This window comes from Micromonospora parastrephiae, assembly GCF_016802865.1.
Taxonomy (GTDB): domain Bacteria; phylum Actinomycetota; class Actinomycetes; order Mycobacteriales; family Micromonosporaceae; genus Micromonospora; species Micromonospora parastrephiae.
The window spans coordinates 1-14,901 of record NZ_JAEVHM010000138.1 but is presented as its reverse complement, the minus strand read 5'-3'; the positions used below and the strand labels follow the sequence as shown (position 1 = coordinate 14,901).

16 protein-coding genes and 2 pseudogenes are annotated in these 14,901 nt (G+C 74.0%); 9 read left to right on the top strand and 9 right to left on the bottom strand.

Annotation, left to right across the window (positions count from 1 at the left end; translation table 11 throughout):
• On the top strand, nucleotides 1-319 hold a 319-nt coding region (locus JNW91_RS22825; protein WP_203177504.1), incomplete at its 5' end, for a DUF2332 family protein.
• A gap of 23 nt (nucleotides 320-342) precedes the next feature.
• Here the strand turns inward: JNW91_RS22825 and JNW91_RS22820 are convergent.
• Nucleotides 343-1,284 carry a MerR family transcriptional regulator gene (locus tag JNW91_RS22820; protein WP_203177503.1) on the bottom strand — a complete coding sequence of 314 codons (942 nt, stop codon included), beginning with the start codon at nucleotides 1,282-1,284 and terminating at the stop codon, nucleotides 343-345.
• A 33-nt stretch (nucleotides 1,285-1,317) separates the two neighbouring features.
• Nucleotides 1,318-2,193 carry an alpha/beta fold hydrolase gene (locus tag JNW91_RS22815; RefSeq protein WP_203177502.1) on the bottom strand — a complete coding sequence of 292 codons (876 nt, stop codon included), beginning with the start codon at nucleotides 2,191-2,193 and terminating at the stop codon, nucleotides 1,318-1,320.
• A 130-nt stretch (nucleotides 2,194-2,323) separates the two neighbouring features.
• Between JNW91_RS22815 and JNW91_RS22810 the strand changes: the two genes are divergently transcribed.
• Both JNW91_RS22810 and JNW91_RS22805 read left to right on the top strand, forming a co-directional pair.
• Nucleotides 2,324-2,578 (top strand): DUF5522 domain-containing protein, encoded by a 255-nt coding sequence (locus JNW91_RS22810; RefSeq protein WP_203177501.1) that lies wholly within the window; start codon nucleotides 2,324-2,326, stop codon nucleotides 2,576-2,578.
• 111 nt (nucleotides 2,579-2,689) lie between these two features.
• Nucleotides 2,690-3,238: a hypothetical protein gene (locus tag JNW91_RS22805; RefSeq protein ID WP_203177500.1), complete on the top strand. Its 549-nt coding sequence runs from the start codon at nucleotides 2,690-2,692 to the stop codon at nucleotides 3,236-3,238.
• An 18-nt stretch (nucleotides 3,239-3,256) separates the two neighbouring features.
• Here the strand turns inward: JNW91_RS22805 and JNW91_RS22800 are convergent, their stop codons facing one another.
• Complete coding sequence (locus JNW91_RS22800; protein ID WP_203177499.1) at nucleotides 3,257-3,946, bottom strand: metal-dependent transcriptional regulator; 690 nt, start codon at nucleotides 3,944-3,946, stop codon at nucleotides 3,257-3,259.
• 100 nt (nucleotides 3,947-4,046) lie between these two features.
• On the opposite strand from JNW91_RS22800, the pseudogene JNW91_RS22795 reads away from it, so the two are divergent.
• From JNW91_RS22795 to JNW91_RS22785, 3 genes and pseudogenes are all read left to right on the top strand, one after another.
• Nucleotides 4,047-4,910: pseudogene (locus JNW91_RS22795) on the top strand (sulfurtransferase).
• 48 nt (nucleotides 4,911-4,958) lie between these two features.
• Nucleotides 4,959-6,140 (top strand): acetoin utilization protein AcuC, encoded by a 1,182-nt coding sequence (locus JNW91_RS22790; RefSeq protein WP_203177498.1) that lies wholly within the window; start codon nucleotides 4,959-4,961, stop codon nucleotides 6,138-6,140.
• A 25-nt stretch (nucleotides 6,141-6,165) separates the two neighbouring features.
• The gene (locus JNW91_RS22785) at nucleotides 6,166-8,721 is read left to right on the top strand and encodes a bifunctional acetate--CoA ligase family protein/GNAT family N-acetyltransferase (RefSeq protein WP_203177497.1); all 2,556 of its coding nucleotides are present in this window, start codon (nucleotides 6,166-6,168) and stop codon (nucleotides 8,719-8,721) included.
• Between the two features lie 67 nt (nucleotides 8,722-8,788).
• Here the strand turns inward: JNW91_RS22785 and sigB are convergent, their stop codons facing one another.
• A complete protein-coding gene (sigB, locus tag JNW91_RS22780; RefSeq protein WP_407664371.1) occupies nucleotides 8,789-9,805 on the bottom strand; it encodes an RNA polymerase sigma factor SigB in 1,017 nt (338 codons plus the stop codon).
• Nucleotides 9,806-10,036: 231 nt separating this feature from the next.
• On the opposite strand from sigB, the gene JNW91_RS22775 reads away from it, so the two are divergent.
• Nucleotides 10,037-10,825, top strand: a complete 789-nt coding sequence (locus JNW91_RS22775; protein ID WP_203177505.1) for a sporulation protein — start codon at nucleotides 10,037-10,039, stop codon at nucleotides 10,823-10,825.
• Nucleotides 10,826-10,938: 113 nt separating this feature from the next.
• On the opposite strand, the gene dtd is transcribed toward JNW91_RS22775, so the two are convergent.
• Both dtd and JNW91_RS22765 read right to left on the bottom strand, forming a co-directional pair.
• On the bottom strand, nucleotides 10,939-11,361 hold the full coding sequence (dtd, locus tag JNW91_RS22770) for a D-aminoacyl-tRNA deacylase (protein ID WP_203177496.1): 423 nt from the start codon (nucleotides 11,359-11,361) through the stop codon (nucleotides 10,939-10,941).
• Nucleotides 11,361-12,845, bottom strand: coding sequence for a DUF7782 domain-containing protein (locus JNW91_RS22765; protein WP_203177495.1), 1,485 nt, complete (start codon nucleotides 12,843-12,845; stop codon nucleotides 11,361-11,363). Before JNW91_RS22765 ends, dtd begins: the two co-directional genes overlap by 1 nt.
• Before the next feature lie 96 nt (nucleotides 12,846-12,941).
• On the opposite strand from JNW91_RS22765, the pseudogene JNW91_RS22760 reads away from it, so the two are divergent.
• A pseudogene (locus JNW91_RS22760) lies at nucleotides 12,942-13,514 on the top strand (HhH-GPD-type base excision DNA repair protein); the annotation flags it as partial.
• 23 nt (nucleotides 13,515-13,537) lie between these two features.
• Here JNW91_RS22760 and JNW91_RS22755 read toward each other — a convergent pair.
• Nucleotides 13,538-13,849 (bottom strand): hypothetical protein, encoded by a 312-nt coding sequence (locus tag JNW91_RS22755; protein WP_124771984.1) that lies wholly within the window; start codon nucleotides 13,847-13,849, stop codon nucleotides 13,538-13,540.
• A 13-nt stretch (nucleotides 13,850-13,862) separates the two neighbouring features.
• Entirely contained in the window at nucleotides 13,863-14,150 is a 288-nt protein-coding gene (locus JNW91_RS22750) for a hypothetical protein (protein ID WP_203177494.1), read from the bottom strand.
• Nucleotides 14,151-14,254: 104 nt separating this feature from the next.
• Between JNW91_RS22750 and JNW91_RS22745 the strand changes: the two genes are divergently transcribed.
• On the top strand, nucleotides 14,255-14,614 hold the full coding sequence (locus JNW91_RS22745; protein ID WP_203177493.1) for a DUF3099 domain-containing protein: 360 nt from the start codon (nucleotides 14,255-14,257) through the stop codon (nucleotides 14,612-14,614).
• A gap of 27 nt (nucleotides 14,615-14,641) precedes the next feature.
• Here the strand turns inward: JNW91_RS22745 and JNW91_RS22740 are convergent.
• Nucleotides 14,642-14,901: PfkB family carbohydrate kinase (locus tag JNW91_RS22740; protein WP_238425509.1), on the bottom strand; the 260-nt coding region annotated here is incomplete at its 5' end.

The window sequence follows — 14,901 nt, the reverse complement described above, 5'->3', positions numbered from 1 at the left end:
GGCCGAGCCGCCGCTGCTGGTCCGCGGCGACCTCGTGGACGACCTGCCGGCGCTGGCCGCGCGGGCACCGGCCGGCGCGACGCTGGTGGTCTTCCACACCTCCGTGCTCTACCAGGTGCCCGACGCGCGCCGGCAGGCGTTCGTCCGGCTGGTCGGTGGCCTGCCCGGGCACTGGATCGCCAACGAGGCCCCGGAGGTGCTGCCGTACGACGGTTTGCCCGACGCGCCAAACGCGGCGCTGCACAACGTGCTCGCGTTGGATGGCAAGCCGCTGGCCTGGGCGCGGGGGCACGGCCAGGCGATGACCTGGTTCGCCTGACGCGCCCGGTCGCTGCCCCGCGATCAGCGAGCCGGCTCCGGCAAGCGGGCACGTAGGGCGCGGCTGAACCAGTCCACCGCAGGCGCTACCGCAATGCCGAGCGACCAGCCGTTGATCACCGACAGCAGGTCGAGGTACCGGTCCCGGCGGGGGTCGTTCGCCACGGTCAGCCGGTCCAGCAGCCAACGGCGCAGCGTGGCGTCGTCCGCACGGCCATGCAGGTGCGCGTACCGGCTGGTGACCGCCGCGACCACGGCGTCCGCCTCGGGCGCGGTCGGATCGAGCCCGGTGGCCAGGGCGTTGGCCACCCCGTCCCGGACCACCGCGACGGCGTCCGGGCGGGGCAGCCCCGGAACGTCATGGTCGTCGGCGTGTTGCCGTGCCAGCTGCCGCATGCTCGCGCGGAAGGCCGGGTCCTGGCACAACCCGGCCAGCTCCAGCCACGCCTCGACCTGTTCGGTGGTGGGCTCGTCGGGAAGCTCCGGCGTCATCGAGACGACGACCCCCGGGAAGGCGGGCTGGTCACCCAGGCCCTCGAAGACGGTCTCCAGGAAGTCGCCGACCAGGTGCCCCCGTTCCCGTGCGGTGAGCTGGGCCAACCGGTGCAGGTCGTCCACCTCCGCCGGGCCCGCCCCACGTCTCGCCGCGACGGTGAGCACCGCCTGGCGCAGTCGCAACACCCGAATCTGCACCGCCAGCGCCTCGGCGTGCGTGGCGGCCACCTCGTGCAGGGGCACCTCGCGGTCCACCACCCGCCGGATGGAGGCCAGGTCCACGCCCAGGTCGCGCAATGTCCGGACCAGCTCCAGCCGGGCGACGGCCTCCGGGCCGTAGCGGCGGTAGCCGGCGGGGCTCCGATCGGTCGGCGGCACGATCCCGCTGTCGGCGTAGTACCGGATGGTCTTGACGCTCAGGCCGGTCCGCCGAGCCAGGTCGCCGATCGTGTACCACTCCGCACCGCTCATGCCCCCATCCTCGGGTCTCCCGCCGGTGGAGACTCAAGCACCGGCCGGACCGTCGAGGAACGCCCCGAGCGTCGCGGTGAACGCCTCGGCGTCGTCGAGCCACGGGTAGTGCCCCGCGCCCGGCTGGACGACCAGTTCCGCCCCGGGTATCAGCTCGCCGAATTGGGCCACCAGGCCCGGCGGCGCACCCAGGTCGACCTCACCGGCGAGCAGCAGCACCGGACGCTGGTGCGCCGCGAGCGCCGCACGGGTGGCCGGCGGATCGAAGGCGCCGTCGGCGCCGAAGATCCGCGCCGCTTCCTCGTTGCGCTGGCCGGGCTCCGCCGCCTGGTGCGCCTGAGCGGGCTCGTCCCACCGGCCGTAGAAGAACGGCGCGATCGCCTGCCAGGCTTCCCGACTGGCCCTGCCGGTCACCATGGAATCCAGTGCCTGTGCCGCCGCCGGAAACCACGGCTCGCCGGCGCGGACCCTGGTGACCTCCTGGCGCAACGTGGCGGTCGCCGGCAGCCCGACCGCCCGGGTGCTCGGCGTGACCAGCGCGAGCCGGCCCACCCGGTCGGGGTGTCGGGTCGCGTACTGCACCGCCAGGTTAGCGCCGGCGGAGTGCCCGAGCAGGTCCATCCGGTCGAGGCCCAGGTGTGTGCGCAGCGCCTCCACGTCGGCAACCATCCGGTCGCAGCGGTAGGTGGAGACGTCGGCGGGGACGGCCGAGCGGCCGGTGCCGCGCTGGTCGAGGATGACCAGCGTCCGGTGCGCGCCCAGACCGCCAAGGTCACCGAGGTACGCGGAGTCCCGCATCGGGCCACCGGGCAGGCAGATCAGCGGGTGCCCGCCTCCGTGGATCCGGTACGCGAGCGTGGTCCCGTCGGGTGCGGCGAAGGTGGCGTCGATGGGTGTCGGTACGACCATGGTGGGACCGTACGACGAAACCACCGCACGTCACGACCACGCGGCGCGGCGGGCGCGGGCCGGGACGACCCGCGGCGCTCGCCCGGCACCGATGAGCGCCGGGCCCGGACGACGTCCCTAGACTGCTGCGGTGAGCGGAGAGCGACGACCCCTGGCCGACCGGCCGCTCACCGAGCCGCACCCGTCCCGGCTGCCGTCGGCACACCCCGATCGGGAACGGATCCTCGCCGCGCACGCCGCCGCGCTGGCCGCCGGGGAGGCCGGCTACCTCGACCCGGCGAGCGGGTTGTTCGTGCTCAGCGCGGGTTTCCTGGCCCGGCGCGGCACGTGCTGTGGACGCGGCTGCCGGCACTGCCCGTACGTGGATGATCCACCGTCCGGATAAGCGCCGGCGGGCCGGCGGAAGGAGGACTTCCGCCCGACACGGACACCCCGTACGGTGTCCGACGGAGATCCGGCGGACGCCTTGCGCCGTCGGTCGGCGGGAGGGTGGAGCGTGCGCGGGCGGATCGTGGTCGCGGGGCTGGCCGGGCTGCTGGTGAGCGGCTGCGCCGCCGAGGCCGAGCCGGTGGCGGTGCCGCCACCCGCGCCGATCGCGGTGGACGTGGCGGCGGCCTCCTCGGGCGGTGCCTGCCGGCTGTTGGACTTCGCGGTGATCGAGCAGGCCGTCAAGGTGCGCTTCGACGTGGCGGCCGCCAGCGAACGCGGCGACACGCACACCTGCGTGGTCCGCGGCGAGGGCGCGACGCTGCCCGAGCTGACGCTGAGCGTGACCGAGACCACGATCGACAAGAGCAGCTTCGGGGCGGACGTGGTGCCCGACAAGGCGGCGACGGTGACCGGGCTGGGGCAGCAGGCGTACCGGCGGACCACCGCCGCGGCGAGCGGGCACGGGCCGGTGGCCGAGGTGGGCTGGCTGGCCACCGACGGGCGGATGGCCACGCTGAGCTGGACCGCCGCACGCGACAGTGAGCGGTCGGCGGCCGAGAAGCTCACCGGTGACCTGGTCGCGTTGGCCAAGAAGGTGGACACCCGGGCGCTGTGACGCCCGGGGTCGCGATCGTCAGTTGGCGGCGACGAAGACCCGGGAGGCGACCTCTCGGGGCAGCCGGACCCGGTCGCCGGAGCGGTCGATCGACACACCGTCGCGTTCCTGGGCGACGGTCACCGTGGCCCCCGGGTCGACACCGGCGGCGTGCAGCTGGCGGAGCACGTCGGCGTCGGTCTGCACGCTCTCGCAGATCCGGCGCACGACGACCGGCCCGGACAGGCCGGGGAACGCCAGGTTGCGCTCGGCGTCGCCAGCCTCGGTGATCTCCGCCTCGGGCGAGCCCAGCTCCTCCAGCCCCGGGATGGGGTTGCCGTACGGGGAGCGGGTCGGCCGGTTCAGCAGGTCGTACACCCGCTTCTCCACGGCGTCGCTCATCACGTGCTCCCAGCGGCAGGCCTCGTCGTGGGCCTCCTCGTAGGGCATGCCGATGACGTTGACCAGCAGCAACTCGGCGAGGCGGTGCTTGCGCATCACGGACACGGCGGTGCCGCGGCCCAGCGCGGTGAGTGTGAGGTGACGGTCACCCTCGACGGTGAGCAGGCCGTCGCGCTCCATCCGGGCGACGGTCTGGCTCACGGTGGGGCCGCTCTGCCGCAGGCGCTCGGCGATGCGGGCACGCAGCGGCGGCACCCCCTCCTCTTCCAGTTCGAGGATGGTGCGCAGGTACATTTCGGTCGTGTCGACCAGGTCGTGAGACTTCATAACGTCAGCGGCCCTCCGGTGCACGATGCTACCTCGGGTGTTCGGCGACGACCGCCGCCGTGCCGCGTGCCGTCGGCCCGGATGGTGTTGGATGGTCGCCATGTCCGGTACCCAGGAGCCGCTGGTCGAGGTCGATCGGCTCGTCGACAAGCTCGACCGCGCCGATCCGCCCACCCTGCTCGACGTCCGCTGGCGGCTCACCGGGCCGCCCGGCCGCGACGACTACCTCGTCGGCCACCTGCCCGGCGCGGTCTTCGTCGACCTGGACACCGCGCTGTGCGGTCCGCCCGGGGCCGGTGGCCGGCATCCGCTGCCCGACCCGGCCGCGTTGCAGGCCACGCTGCGGGCCGCCGGGGTCCGCGCAGGTCACCCCGTCGTCGTGTACGACGGCGGCGACGGCCTGGCCGCCGCGCGGGGCGTGGTGGACGCTGCGCTGGGCGGGGCACCGTCCGGTGCGCCTGCTGCACGGCGGCTACCCGGCCTGGGTGGCCGCCGGTCGACCCGTCGCCACGACCGGCGCCCGATCCGGCTCCCCGGCGACGTCGAGGTACGCCCCGGGGGCCTGCCGGTGCTCGACGCGGCGCAGGCCGCCCGGCTGGCCTCCGCGGACGACGCCGTTCTGCTCGACGTGCGGGCCGCGCCGCGCTACCGGGGTGAGGTCGAGCCGATCGATCCGGTCGCCGGTCACGTGCCGGGCGCGGCGAACCTGCCCGCCGGCGAGTACGTCGGTCCGGACGGGCGGTTCGCGGCGGCCGACGTGCTGCGGGAGCGGTTCACCGCCGCCGGCGTGACCGAGGGACGGTCCGTCGGTGCGTACTGCGGCTCCGGGGTGACCGCCGCGCAGGCGGTGCTGGCGCTGCACCTGGCCGGCCGAGACGACGCGGCGCTCTACGTCGGATCGTGGAGCAACTGGGTGGCCGACCCGACCCGGCCGGTCGCCTCCGGGCCGACACCTGGCCGCTGACCAGCGCGTGCGGTGGGCCAGCGACGGTCCTCGTGCGACGATGGGCTCATGTCCGACGACACGGTGGTGGTGTGGGACGAGTCGCTGCTCGCCTACGACATGGGTGACCATCCGCTCGACCCGGTCCGGGTGGAGCTGACCGTCGCGCTCGCCCGCGAGCTGGGCATCCTGGACCGTCCGGGGGTGCGCATGGTCAAGCCGGAGCCCGCCGACGACGCCCTGCTCACCCGCGTGCACCACCCGGCGTACCTGGCCGCGGTGCGCGCCGCCCCCCGTGACCCGCTCTTCGCGGGGTACGGGCTGGGCACCTCCGACAACCCGGTCTTCGACGGCATGCACGAGTCCAGCGCGCTGATCGCCGGCGCGACGGTGGCCGCCGCCGAGGCGGTCTGGCGCGGTGACGCGCGGCGGGCCGTGAACGTGGCCGGCGGCCTGCACCACGCGATGCCCGCGCGGGCGTCCGGGTTCTGCGTCTACAACGACCCGGCGGTGGCCATCGCCCGGCTGCTCGACCTGGGCGCGGAGCGCATCGCGTACGTGGACGTCGACGTGCACCACGGTGACGGGGTGCAGCAGATCTTCTGGGACGACCCCCGGGTGCTCACGGTCAGCCTGCACGAGACCCCGCTCGCGTTGTTCCCGGGCACTGGCTTCCCGGACGAGACCGGTGGGCCGGGGGCGCAGGGCTCGGCGGTGAACATGCCGCTGCCGCCGGGCGTCGACGACACCGGTTGGCAGCGGGCGTTCCACGCGATCGTGCCGTCGGTGCTGCGCGCGTTCCGGCCGCAGGTGCTGGTCAGCCAGTGCGGCGCGGACGGGCACCGACTGGATCCGCTCGCCGACCTCAACCTGACGGTGGACGGGCAGCGGGCCACCTATCGGGCGTTGCGCGCGCTCGCCGACGAGCTGTGCGACGGTCGCTGGGTGGCCACCGGCGGCGGCGGGTACGCGCTGGTCGAGGTGGTGCCCCGGGCGTGGAGCCACCTGCTGGCCGTGGCCACCGGGGACCCGGTCGACCCGGCGACGCTGACCCCGCTGGCCTGGCGGGAGCTGGCCGCCGCCCGTCGACCGGGGCAGGACGTGCCGCTGCGGATGACCGACGACGCCGACCCGTCGTACGAGCCGTGGCAGCCGACCGGCGAGCCGAACGCCGTGGACCGGGCCATCGCGGCCACCCGCAGGACGGTCTTTCCGCTGCTCGGGCTCGACCCGCACGACCCGCGGGACTGAGCCGGGCCGGGGGAGGACCACGCCGGTGACGACGGTGGACCAGCCGGTGGACGTGCTGCTCAGAGACGGCAGCACCGTCCAGTTGCGACAGATCAGCCCGACCGACGCGCCCGGCATCGTGGCGATGCACAGCCGGTTCTCCGAGCGCACCCGCTACCTGCGCTACTTCTCGCCGTACCCGCGCATCCCCGAACGGGACCTGATCCGGTTCGTCACCGTCGACCACCGCGACCGGGAGGCGTTCGTCGTGCTGGCCGGCGACCAGATCATCGCGGTCGGCCGCTACGAGCGGCTCGGCCCGCAGGCCCCGGAGGCGGAGGTGGCCTTCGTGGTGGAGGACGCCCACCAGGGCCGGGGCATCGGTTCGGTGCTGATGGAGCACCTGGCCGACGCCGCCCGACGCAACGGCATCATGAGTTTCGTGGCCGAGGTGCTGCCCGCCAACGGGACGATGCTGCGGGTCTTCGCCGACTTCGGCTACCAGGTCCAGCGCGAGTACGCCGACGGCGTGGTGCACCTGAGTTTCCCGATCGCGCCCACCGAGGCGACGCTGGAGGTGCAGCGTGGCCGGGAGCACCGCACGGAGGCCCGGTCGATCGCCCGGCTGCTCGCCCCGCGCGGCATCGCCGTCTACGGCGCCAGCGCCTCCGGTCAGGGCGTCGGCGCGGCGGTGCTCGGGCACCTGCGCGACGGCGGCTTCACCGGCGCGGTGGTGCCGGTGCATCCGAGCGCGTCGACCGTGGCGGGGCTGCCCGCGTACCCCTCGGCGGTCGACGCAGGGGTGCCGGTGGATTTGGCGGTGGTGGCGGTCCCGCCGGATGCGGCGACGGCGGTGGTGGCCGATGCCGCCGCCGCAGGCGTGCACGGTCTGGTGGTCATCTCGGCGGGTTTCGGCGAGGCCGGCCCCGAGGGGGCGGCGGCGCAGCGGGCGTTGGTCCGCGCGGCGCACGCCGCCGGCATGCGCGTGGTCGGCCCGAACTGTCTGGGTGTGGCCAACACCGATCCGGCGGTACGCCTCAACGCCACCCTCGCCCCGGCGCTGCCGCCGGCCGGCCGGGTGGGCATCTTCAGCCAGTCCGGCGCGTTCGGGGTGGCGTTGCTCGCCGAGGCGGACCGGCGGGGCCTCGGGCTGTCCAGCTTCGTCTCGGCCGGCAACCGGGCCGACGTCTCCGGCAACGACCTGCTTCAGTACTGGCAGGACGACCCCGGCACCGACGTGATCATGCTGTACCTGGAGACGTTCGGGAACCCTCGCAAGTTCGCCCGGCTGGCCCGGCGGATCGGCCGGGCGAAACCGGTCGTGGCGCTCGCGTCGCCGGCCCGCCCGGTCGGGGTGGGCGACACCGACGGCCCGGACGAGGTGGCGGTGGCCGCGCTGTTCGCCCAGTCCGGGGTGATCCGGGTGGACACCGTGTCGGAGCTGCTCGACGTGGGGGTGCTGCTGGCCAACCAGCCGCTGCCGGCCGGTGGTCGGGTCGGCGTGGTCGGCAACTCCTCGGCGCTGACCGGTCTGGCCGCCACGGCCTGCGCCGGGCAGGGCCTCGCCGCCGCCGAGGGCTACCCGCGTGACGTGGGGCCGAGCGCCGGCGCCGCCGAGTTCGCCGCGGCCCTCGCCGAGACCGCCGCCGACGAGGGGGTGGACGCCCTGGTGGTGGTGTTCGCGCCCCCGCTGCCCGGCCAGCTCACCGATGTGGACGCCGACGTCACCGCGGCGCTGCCGGCCGCGCTGGCGCTGGGCAAGCCGACGGTGGCGACGTTCCTGGTCGGCCGACTGCCGGCCGGGGTGCCGGCGTACGGCGGCGTCGAGGAGGCGGTGCGTGCTCTCGCCCGGGTGCACCGGTACGCCGAGTGGCTGCGCCGACCGCCCGGCGTGGCGCCCGAGCTGGCCGGGGTGGACCGGGACGCCGCGCAGGCCGCCCTGCGCGCGGACACCATCGACCCGGCTGCGCTGCTGGCCGCGTACGGCATCGACGTGGTGGCGTCGGTGCCCGTCGACTCGGCCGACGGGGTGGCCGACGCGGCGGCGCGGCTCGGCTTCCCGGTCGCCCTCAAGGCTGCCGCCCCGGGGCTTCGGCACCGGCTCGATCTCGGCGCGGTCCGGCTCGGCCTGCCCGACGAGTCGACGCTCCGCCAGGCGTACGCCGAGGTGGCGGCGCTGTTCGGCGCGGACGTGCTGGTCCAGCCGATGGTTCCGCCCGGCGTGGCCTGCGTGGTGGAGCTGGTGGAAGATCCGGCGTTCGGGCCGGTGGTCGGCTTCGGTCTCGGCGGGGTCGCCACCGAGTTGCTCGGCGATCGGGCGTGGCGGGCGGTGCCGCTGACCGACACCGACGCCGCGGAACTGGTCGACGAGCCCCGCGCGGCGCCGCTGCTGCGCGGGCACCGGGGCGCGGCGCCGGTCGACCGGGCGGCCCTCGCCGATCTGCTGCTGCGGGTGGGTCAACTCGCCGACGAGCAGCCCCGGGTGCGGTCGCTGACCCTCAACCCGGTGCTCGCCCGCCCGGACGGCATCTCGGTCCTGCACGCCCAGGTACGGGTCGGCGGGGTGGTCGCCCGACCGGACACCGGCCCCCGCCGCCTCTGAGCCGCCGGACCGCGAACGCCCGGAAGCCCCCGGCGAACCGCCGAGGGCTTCCGGGTGGAGCGGTGCGTCAGCAGGCGTACGCCTCCAGGCGCTGGGCCCGCTCCGGCGCGCGCAGCTTCAGCAGCGTCACCTTCTCGATCTGCCGGATCCGCTCCCGGGAGAGGCCGAACTCCCGGCCGACCTCGTCCAGGGTGCGCTGGCGGCCGTCGTCGAGACCGAACCGGAGCCGGATGACCGCCTGCTCCCGCTGGGACAGGGTGGCCAGCACGATGCTCACCTCGTTGCGCAGCTCACCCTGCGCGGCCGCGTCGCCCGGCTCGGTACGCGGGTCCACCGCGGCCACGAAGTCACCGAGCGCGCTCTCGCCGTCGTCGCCGACGGCCTGGTCCAGGCTGACCGGCTCCCGGTCGTAGGAGATCAGCTCGATGACCTGAAGCTCGGGGATCTCCAGCGCCCGGGCGACCTCGGCGACCGTGGGTTCGCGGCCCAGCGTCACCGCCAGTTCGCGGCGGGCCCGGACCATTCGGTTGACCTGCTCGACCATGTGCACCGGGATGCGGATCGTGCGGGCCTGGTCGGCCATCGCGCGGGTGATCGCCTGCCGGATCCACCAGGTGGCGTACGTGGAGAACTTGTAGCCCTTGGCGTAGTCGAACTTCTCCACCGCCCGGATCAGTCCCAGGTTGCCCTCCTGGATCAGGTCGAGGAAGGCCATGCCGCGTCCGGTGTAGCGCTTGGCGATGCTGACCACCAGCCGCAGGTTCGCCTCCAGCAGGTGGTCCTTGGCCGCGCGGCCCTCCGCGACGATCAGCTCCAGATCGGCCCGCAGCTCCGGCGAGACCGGGGTGCAGGTGGCGAGCTTCTCGTCGGCGAACAGGCCGGCCTCGATGCGCCGGGCCAGGTCGACCTCCTGCGCGGCGGTCAGCAGCTTCGTCCGACCGATCCCGTTGAGGTACGCCCGGACCAGGTCGGTGGAGATGCCACGCTCGTCGGTGGCGTCCAGGTCGGCGAGGGACTCGACGACGCCGTCGGTGTCGGTGCTGGTGGTCGGGCGCGTCCGGTGTTCCGTCATCTGCAGGGCCATCTCTGTCTCTCCCCGTATCCACGTCTGTGCCGTGTCTCCGGCCCAGTGGTGCCGGTGTGACACACAGCTTGGCGGGCGGGACGTGAAACGGGAGTGAGGCGATCGGGCACCCGACAGGAATCGGGGCGGATCGGGGGTGCGGTGTGTCGTCCCGGTGTGCGCTTGCCCGCCCGGGCTACGTTGCGGACGGTCGGCCAGCCCGGGCCGGCGGCGCACGAGATGGAGGACGGTGTGGTCTTCAAGCGGCTCATGAAGGCGATGGGTGTCGGCGGCCCGTCCGTGGAGACGGTGCTCGCGGACCCGAACTGCCGCCCCGGCGGGCAGTTGGAGGGCCGCATCCAGGTGCTCGGTGGTGACCACCAGGTCGACATCGACCACGTCACGCTCGGCCTGGTCACCCGGGTCGAGGTGGAGAGCGGCGACAACGACTACGACACCACCCAGGAGTTCCACCGTCAGCAGGTCACCGGCGCGTTCCAGCTGGAGCCGGGGCAGCGCTACGACATCCCGTTCCGTTTCGCCGTGCCGTGGGAGACGCCGGTCACCGAGCTGTACGGCCAGCACCTGCACGGCATGACGATGGGGCTGCGTACCGAGCTGGAGGTCGCCCGCGCGGTCGACAAGGGTGACCTGGACGCGGTGTCGGTGCATCCCCTGCCGGCGCAGGAGCGGCTGCTCGACGCGTTGCTGCGGCTCGGTTTCCGGTTCGCGCGGGCCGACGTGGAGCGTGGTCACATCTACGGCGTACGGCAGACGCTGCCGTTCTACCAGGAGATCGAGTTCAGTGCGGCGCCGCGGTACGCCCGCTCGATGAACCAGTTGGAGGTCACGTTCATCGCCGACGAGCGGCAGATGCAGGTGGTCCTGGAGGTCGACAAGCGCGGCGGCGTGTTCACCGAGGGGCGGGACGCCTTCGGCCGGTTCACGGTCGACCACGCCACCGCCGACCGCACCGACTGGACCACCGAACTCGACAACTGGCTCCGCCAGTCCCTGACCCGCCGAGGACTCTTCTCCTAACCCGAACCCCCCCACGTCGGGCGGTTGATCATGAAGTTATTGCCACGACACGCCGAGCCAGCGGGCAATAACTTCATGATCAACGGGGGCCGGGGCCGGGGGGACGCGCGGGGTTAGAGGTCCAGGAGGAGGGTTTGGGGGCCCCGGTTGACGCTCTCCACCAGCATGTGGGCGCGGAACCGGCCCGTCTCGACCGTGGCGCCGCGTCGGCGCAGCGCGTCGACGACCGCCGTCACCAGGGGTTCGGCCGTCTCGGCGGGGGCGGCGGCGAGCCAGCTCGGGCGGCGGCCCTTGCGGGCGTCGCCGTAGAGGGTGAACTGGCTGACCACCAGGACCGGCGCGTTGGTGTCGGCGGCGGACCGTTCGTCGTCCAGGATGCGCAGCTCGTGCACCTTGCGGGCCATCGTCTCGGCGGTCTCGACGGTGTCCGTGTGAGTGACCCCGAGCAGCACCAGCAGGCCGTCGTCGATGGCGCCGACCACCTCGCCGTCCACGGTGACGCTGGCCCGAGCGACGGTCTGCACGACCGCACGCATCAGGCGGTCACCGGCTCGATGAAACCGCGCTCCACGAGGTGCGCGACGATGGGGCCGGCCGCCTCGGCCATCTCGTCGGGCTCGACGTCGTGCGCCGCGGCGAGCAGGGCGAGCTGGTCGCGCAGTGGCAGCCGGCCGTCGGCCCCGCCGACCAGTGCCAGCACCAGTGGGTCGATCTCCTCGGTCCAGCGCAGGCCGTTCGGCATCGCGAGGACCTGCCGGTCCACCGCCCAGCCCTCGTCGCCCATGGTGGCCTCCTGCCGCAGCTGGAGGCCCTCGGCGGCCCGGTAACGCTCGGCGAGCAGCGCGTCGGTGCCGCGTACCCGCAGGAAGTCCTGGCGGTCGAACCAGGCGGCGACCTGGTCGCCCAGCGGCGGCTGCACCCGCTGGCGCAGCTCCTCCACCCGGACCACCGGATCGGCGTGCCCACCCCTGCGCAGCGACACGATGCCGAAGCCGATGCTCTCCACCTTGTGCGCGTCGAACCAGTCCAGCCAGGCGGCCATCCGCTGCGGGTCGGCGGTCTCGCCGACGTCGGTGAGCCACAGGTTGACGTACGCCATCGGGTCGGCCACCTCGCGCTGGATCACCCAGGCGTCCAGGCCGGTCCCGGCGAACCAGCCGGCCACCCGCTCGTCCCACTCCTCGCCGGTGACGTGCACCCAGTTCGCCAGGTACTGCATGGTGCCGCCCTCGGTGAGCAGGCCCGGCGCGGCGGCGGCCAGCTCGGCGCCGATCGCGTCACCCACCCGACCGGAGTCGCGGTAGACGTGCGTGGTGGTGCCCGGGCCGACCACGAACGGCGGGTTGCTCACCACCAGGTCGAACCGTCGGTCGGCCACCGGGGCGACCATGTCGCCGCGCAGCAGCTCCCACTCCTGGCCGTTGAGGGCGGCGGTGGTCGCCGCGAAGCGCAGCGCCCGTTCGGAGAGGTCGGTGGCGGTCACCGACCTGGCGTGGGTGGCCAGGTGCAGGGCCTGGACGCCGGAGCCGGTGCCCAGGTCCAGCGCGGTGCCGACCGGTCGACGCATGGTCGCGCCGATCAGGGTCTGGGTGGCCCCGCCGATGCCGAGCACGTGTTCGGCGTGCAGGGGTCGGCCCGGCCTGGCGCTGGCCGGCACGTCGGCGAGCACCCACCAGTCGTCGCCGTACGGCTCCAGGTCGACGCCGGCACGCAGGCCGTCGCCGTACCGCTCGACCAGCCCGCCGGAGAGCGCCTCCGCCACGCTCAGCGGCGCCAGCGCGGCGGCCACGGCCGCCTCCGACTCGGTCTGGTCGCAGATGAACACCCGGATCAGGGTGCCGAGCGGGTCGCGGTCCTCGGTGGCGCGCAGCGCGGCCCGGTAGTCGTTGCGCGCCACCGCGCCGGTGGCCTGGGAACCGAGTCGGCTCGCGATGCCGTTGCTGGTGAACCCGGCCCGGGTCAGCGCGGTGCGCAGCGCGTCGACGCCGGCGGGGGAGAGCAGCATGTCGTGTTCGTCCACGCCGCCATCCTGCCTCCCGTCGCGCTGCCTGTTGGCGCCACCCGCCGCATCCGGTCCGGAGCGTCGGTGTCCGCCCGGGTCGGCGGGCGAGGCAGGATGGTCCGCATGACGCTCGTGCTTCCCATCGACCCGGAGGCCAACCGGCTGCTGGAGCGCAGCCCGCTGGCCCTGCTCCTCGGCATGGTTCTCGACCAGCAGGTGCCGATGGAGAAGGCGTTCTCGTCGCCGTACGTGCTCACCCAGCGCCTCGGCCACGAGCTGGAAGCCGCGGAGCTGGCCGGGTACGACCCGGAGGCGCTGGTCGCGCTCTTCGCCCAGCCGCCCGCGCTGCACCGGTTTCCGAAGGCGATGGCCGCCCGGGTGCAGGAGGTGTGCCAGGTCCTGGTGGACCGCTACGACGGCGACGCGGCCCTGCTCTGGTCCGACGTCACCGACGGGCCGCAGTTGCTGCGCCGGGTCTCCGAGCTGCCCGGCTTCGGCAAGCAGAAGGCGCAGATCTTCGTGGCGCTGCTCGGCAAGCGGTTCGGGGTGACCCCGCAGGACTGGCGGGAGGCGGCCGGCGGGTACGGCGACCCGGGCGCGTACCGGTCGGTGGCCGACGTGACCGATGCCGAGTCGCTGCGTCGGGTGCGGGAGTTCAAGCAGCAGACGAAGGCGGCGGCGAAGGCGAAGGCCGCCGGCGCTGAGCCGGCTCAGGCGGCGGTGGGGTGCGCGAGGGAGGCGAGCGCGCGCCGGACGTCGGCCAGCGAGACGGTGGCGGAGTCGTCCAGGTCGGCCAGGCCCGCCTCGATCCACTGCCGCATCAGCGTGGTGACGCCGATGCCCCGGGCGTCGGCGGCGGCGCGTACCCGCTCGTAGGTGTCCAGTGGCAGCCGGACCGACCGGCTCACCATCGGCACGTCGGTGTCGGGGGTGGGCAGGTCCACCGCCGGGCTCTCGTCGATCAGATCGGCGATCCGGTCGTCGCCGCTGTGGAACTGCTTGGTCGCGTCGTTACGGTGCATCGTCACGGCCTCCTCATCGGCGTTTTCCCCGCACGGCCTCGTCGTAGCGCTTGGACTCGACGTCGCTCAGCTCGCGGGCGGAGAGGATGTCCCAGTCGTTGTCGGTGCCATCGGCTTCGGCGAGCAGCACCGCCAGTCGGCGGCCCCGGCGGGCGGCGGCGTAGACCACCATCACGTCGTCGCCCAGGTGGCGGATCACCCGCCGGGCGCTGTGCAGCGCCTCCCAGACTTCCCCGGGTGTGACGTCGTAGACCCTCAGGTTGGCCAACGCCTCGTCGGTGAAGCTGAACCTGCTGCCCACGTCCGGGAGCGTACCACGGACGTAACACGCACCGGGATGAGTCGAAGTTGGCTGATCACGGCCGCACGGTGTCAGGATGAGGCGTAATCCCTTCGAGGAGGTCCATGGTGAAGCGGCAGGCGTACCAGCCGATTCTGATCACCGACGCCTCGCGCAGCCAGAGCGATCAGCTCACCAGCCGTCAGCGCCGCTATGTCCTGATGATGGGCATCCGGGTGGCCTGCATCGTCGCCGGCGCGATCCTGGTCGGCGTGAACGCCCCACTGCTGTGGCTCTGGCTGCCCCTGTGCGCCCTCGGCATGGTGCTCATCCCGTGGTTGGCGGTGCTGCTGGCCAACGACCGGCCGCCCAAGGAGGAGCACCGGCTGGCCAACCGGTTCCACCGGCGTCAGTTGGACGACACCCCGCCGATGAGTCTCACCGCCGAGGAGCGCCCGCACAAGATCATCGACGTCGAACCCTGACCCGCCCGCGGGCCAGGGTCCGACCGGTCACGGCCGTGGCCGTGCGCCGATGGTGCAGACGGCCAGCGCGCCCAGGTCGGTGCCGCGGCCCATCGCCGCCGTCGGGGTGGCGCCGGCGAGCCAGGCGGTGAGCAGACCGGCCGCGAAGGCGTCGCCCGCGCCGGTGACGTCCACCACCGCCACCCGCCGGGCCGCGGCCACACTGACCGCCGCGCCCCGGTCCACCCAGACCGCGCCGGCCGCGCCACGCTTGACCACGACCCGCCGGGCCGTCGCCGACAACGCCC

Coding starts and splice junctions, on each gene's coding strand:
- JNW91_RS22755 (WP_124771984.1), bottom strand. CDS start 13,849: ATGCACCGTAACGACGCGACCAAGCAGTTCCACAGCGGCGACGACCGG.
- JNW91_RS22790 (WP_203177498.1), top strand. CDS start 4,959: ATGTCCGACGACACGGTGGTGGTGTGGGACGAGTCGCTGCTCGCCTAC.
- JNW91_RS22815 (WP_203177502.1), bottom strand. CDS start 2,193: ATGGTCGTACCGACACCCATCGACGCCACCTTCGCCGCACCCGACGGG.
- dtd (WP_203177496.1), bottom strand. CDS start 11,361: ATGCGTGCGGTCGTGCAGACCGTCGCTCGGGCCAGCGTCACCGTGGAC.
- JNW91_RS22820 (WP_203177503.1), bottom strand. CDS start 1,284: ATGAGCGGTGCGGAGTGGTACACGATCGGCGACCTGGCTCGGCGGACC.
- JNW91_RS22745 (WP_203177493.1), top strand. CDS start 14,255: ATGGTGAAGCGGCAGGCGTACCAGCCGATTCTGATCACCGACGCCTCG.
- JNW91_RS22800 (WP_203177499.1), bottom strand. CDS start 3,946: ATGAAGTCTCACGACCTGGTCGACACGACCGAAATGTACCTGCGCACC.
- sigB (WP_407664371.1), bottom strand. CDS start 9,805: ATGGCCCTGCAGATGACGGAACACCGGACGCGCCCGACCACCAGCACC.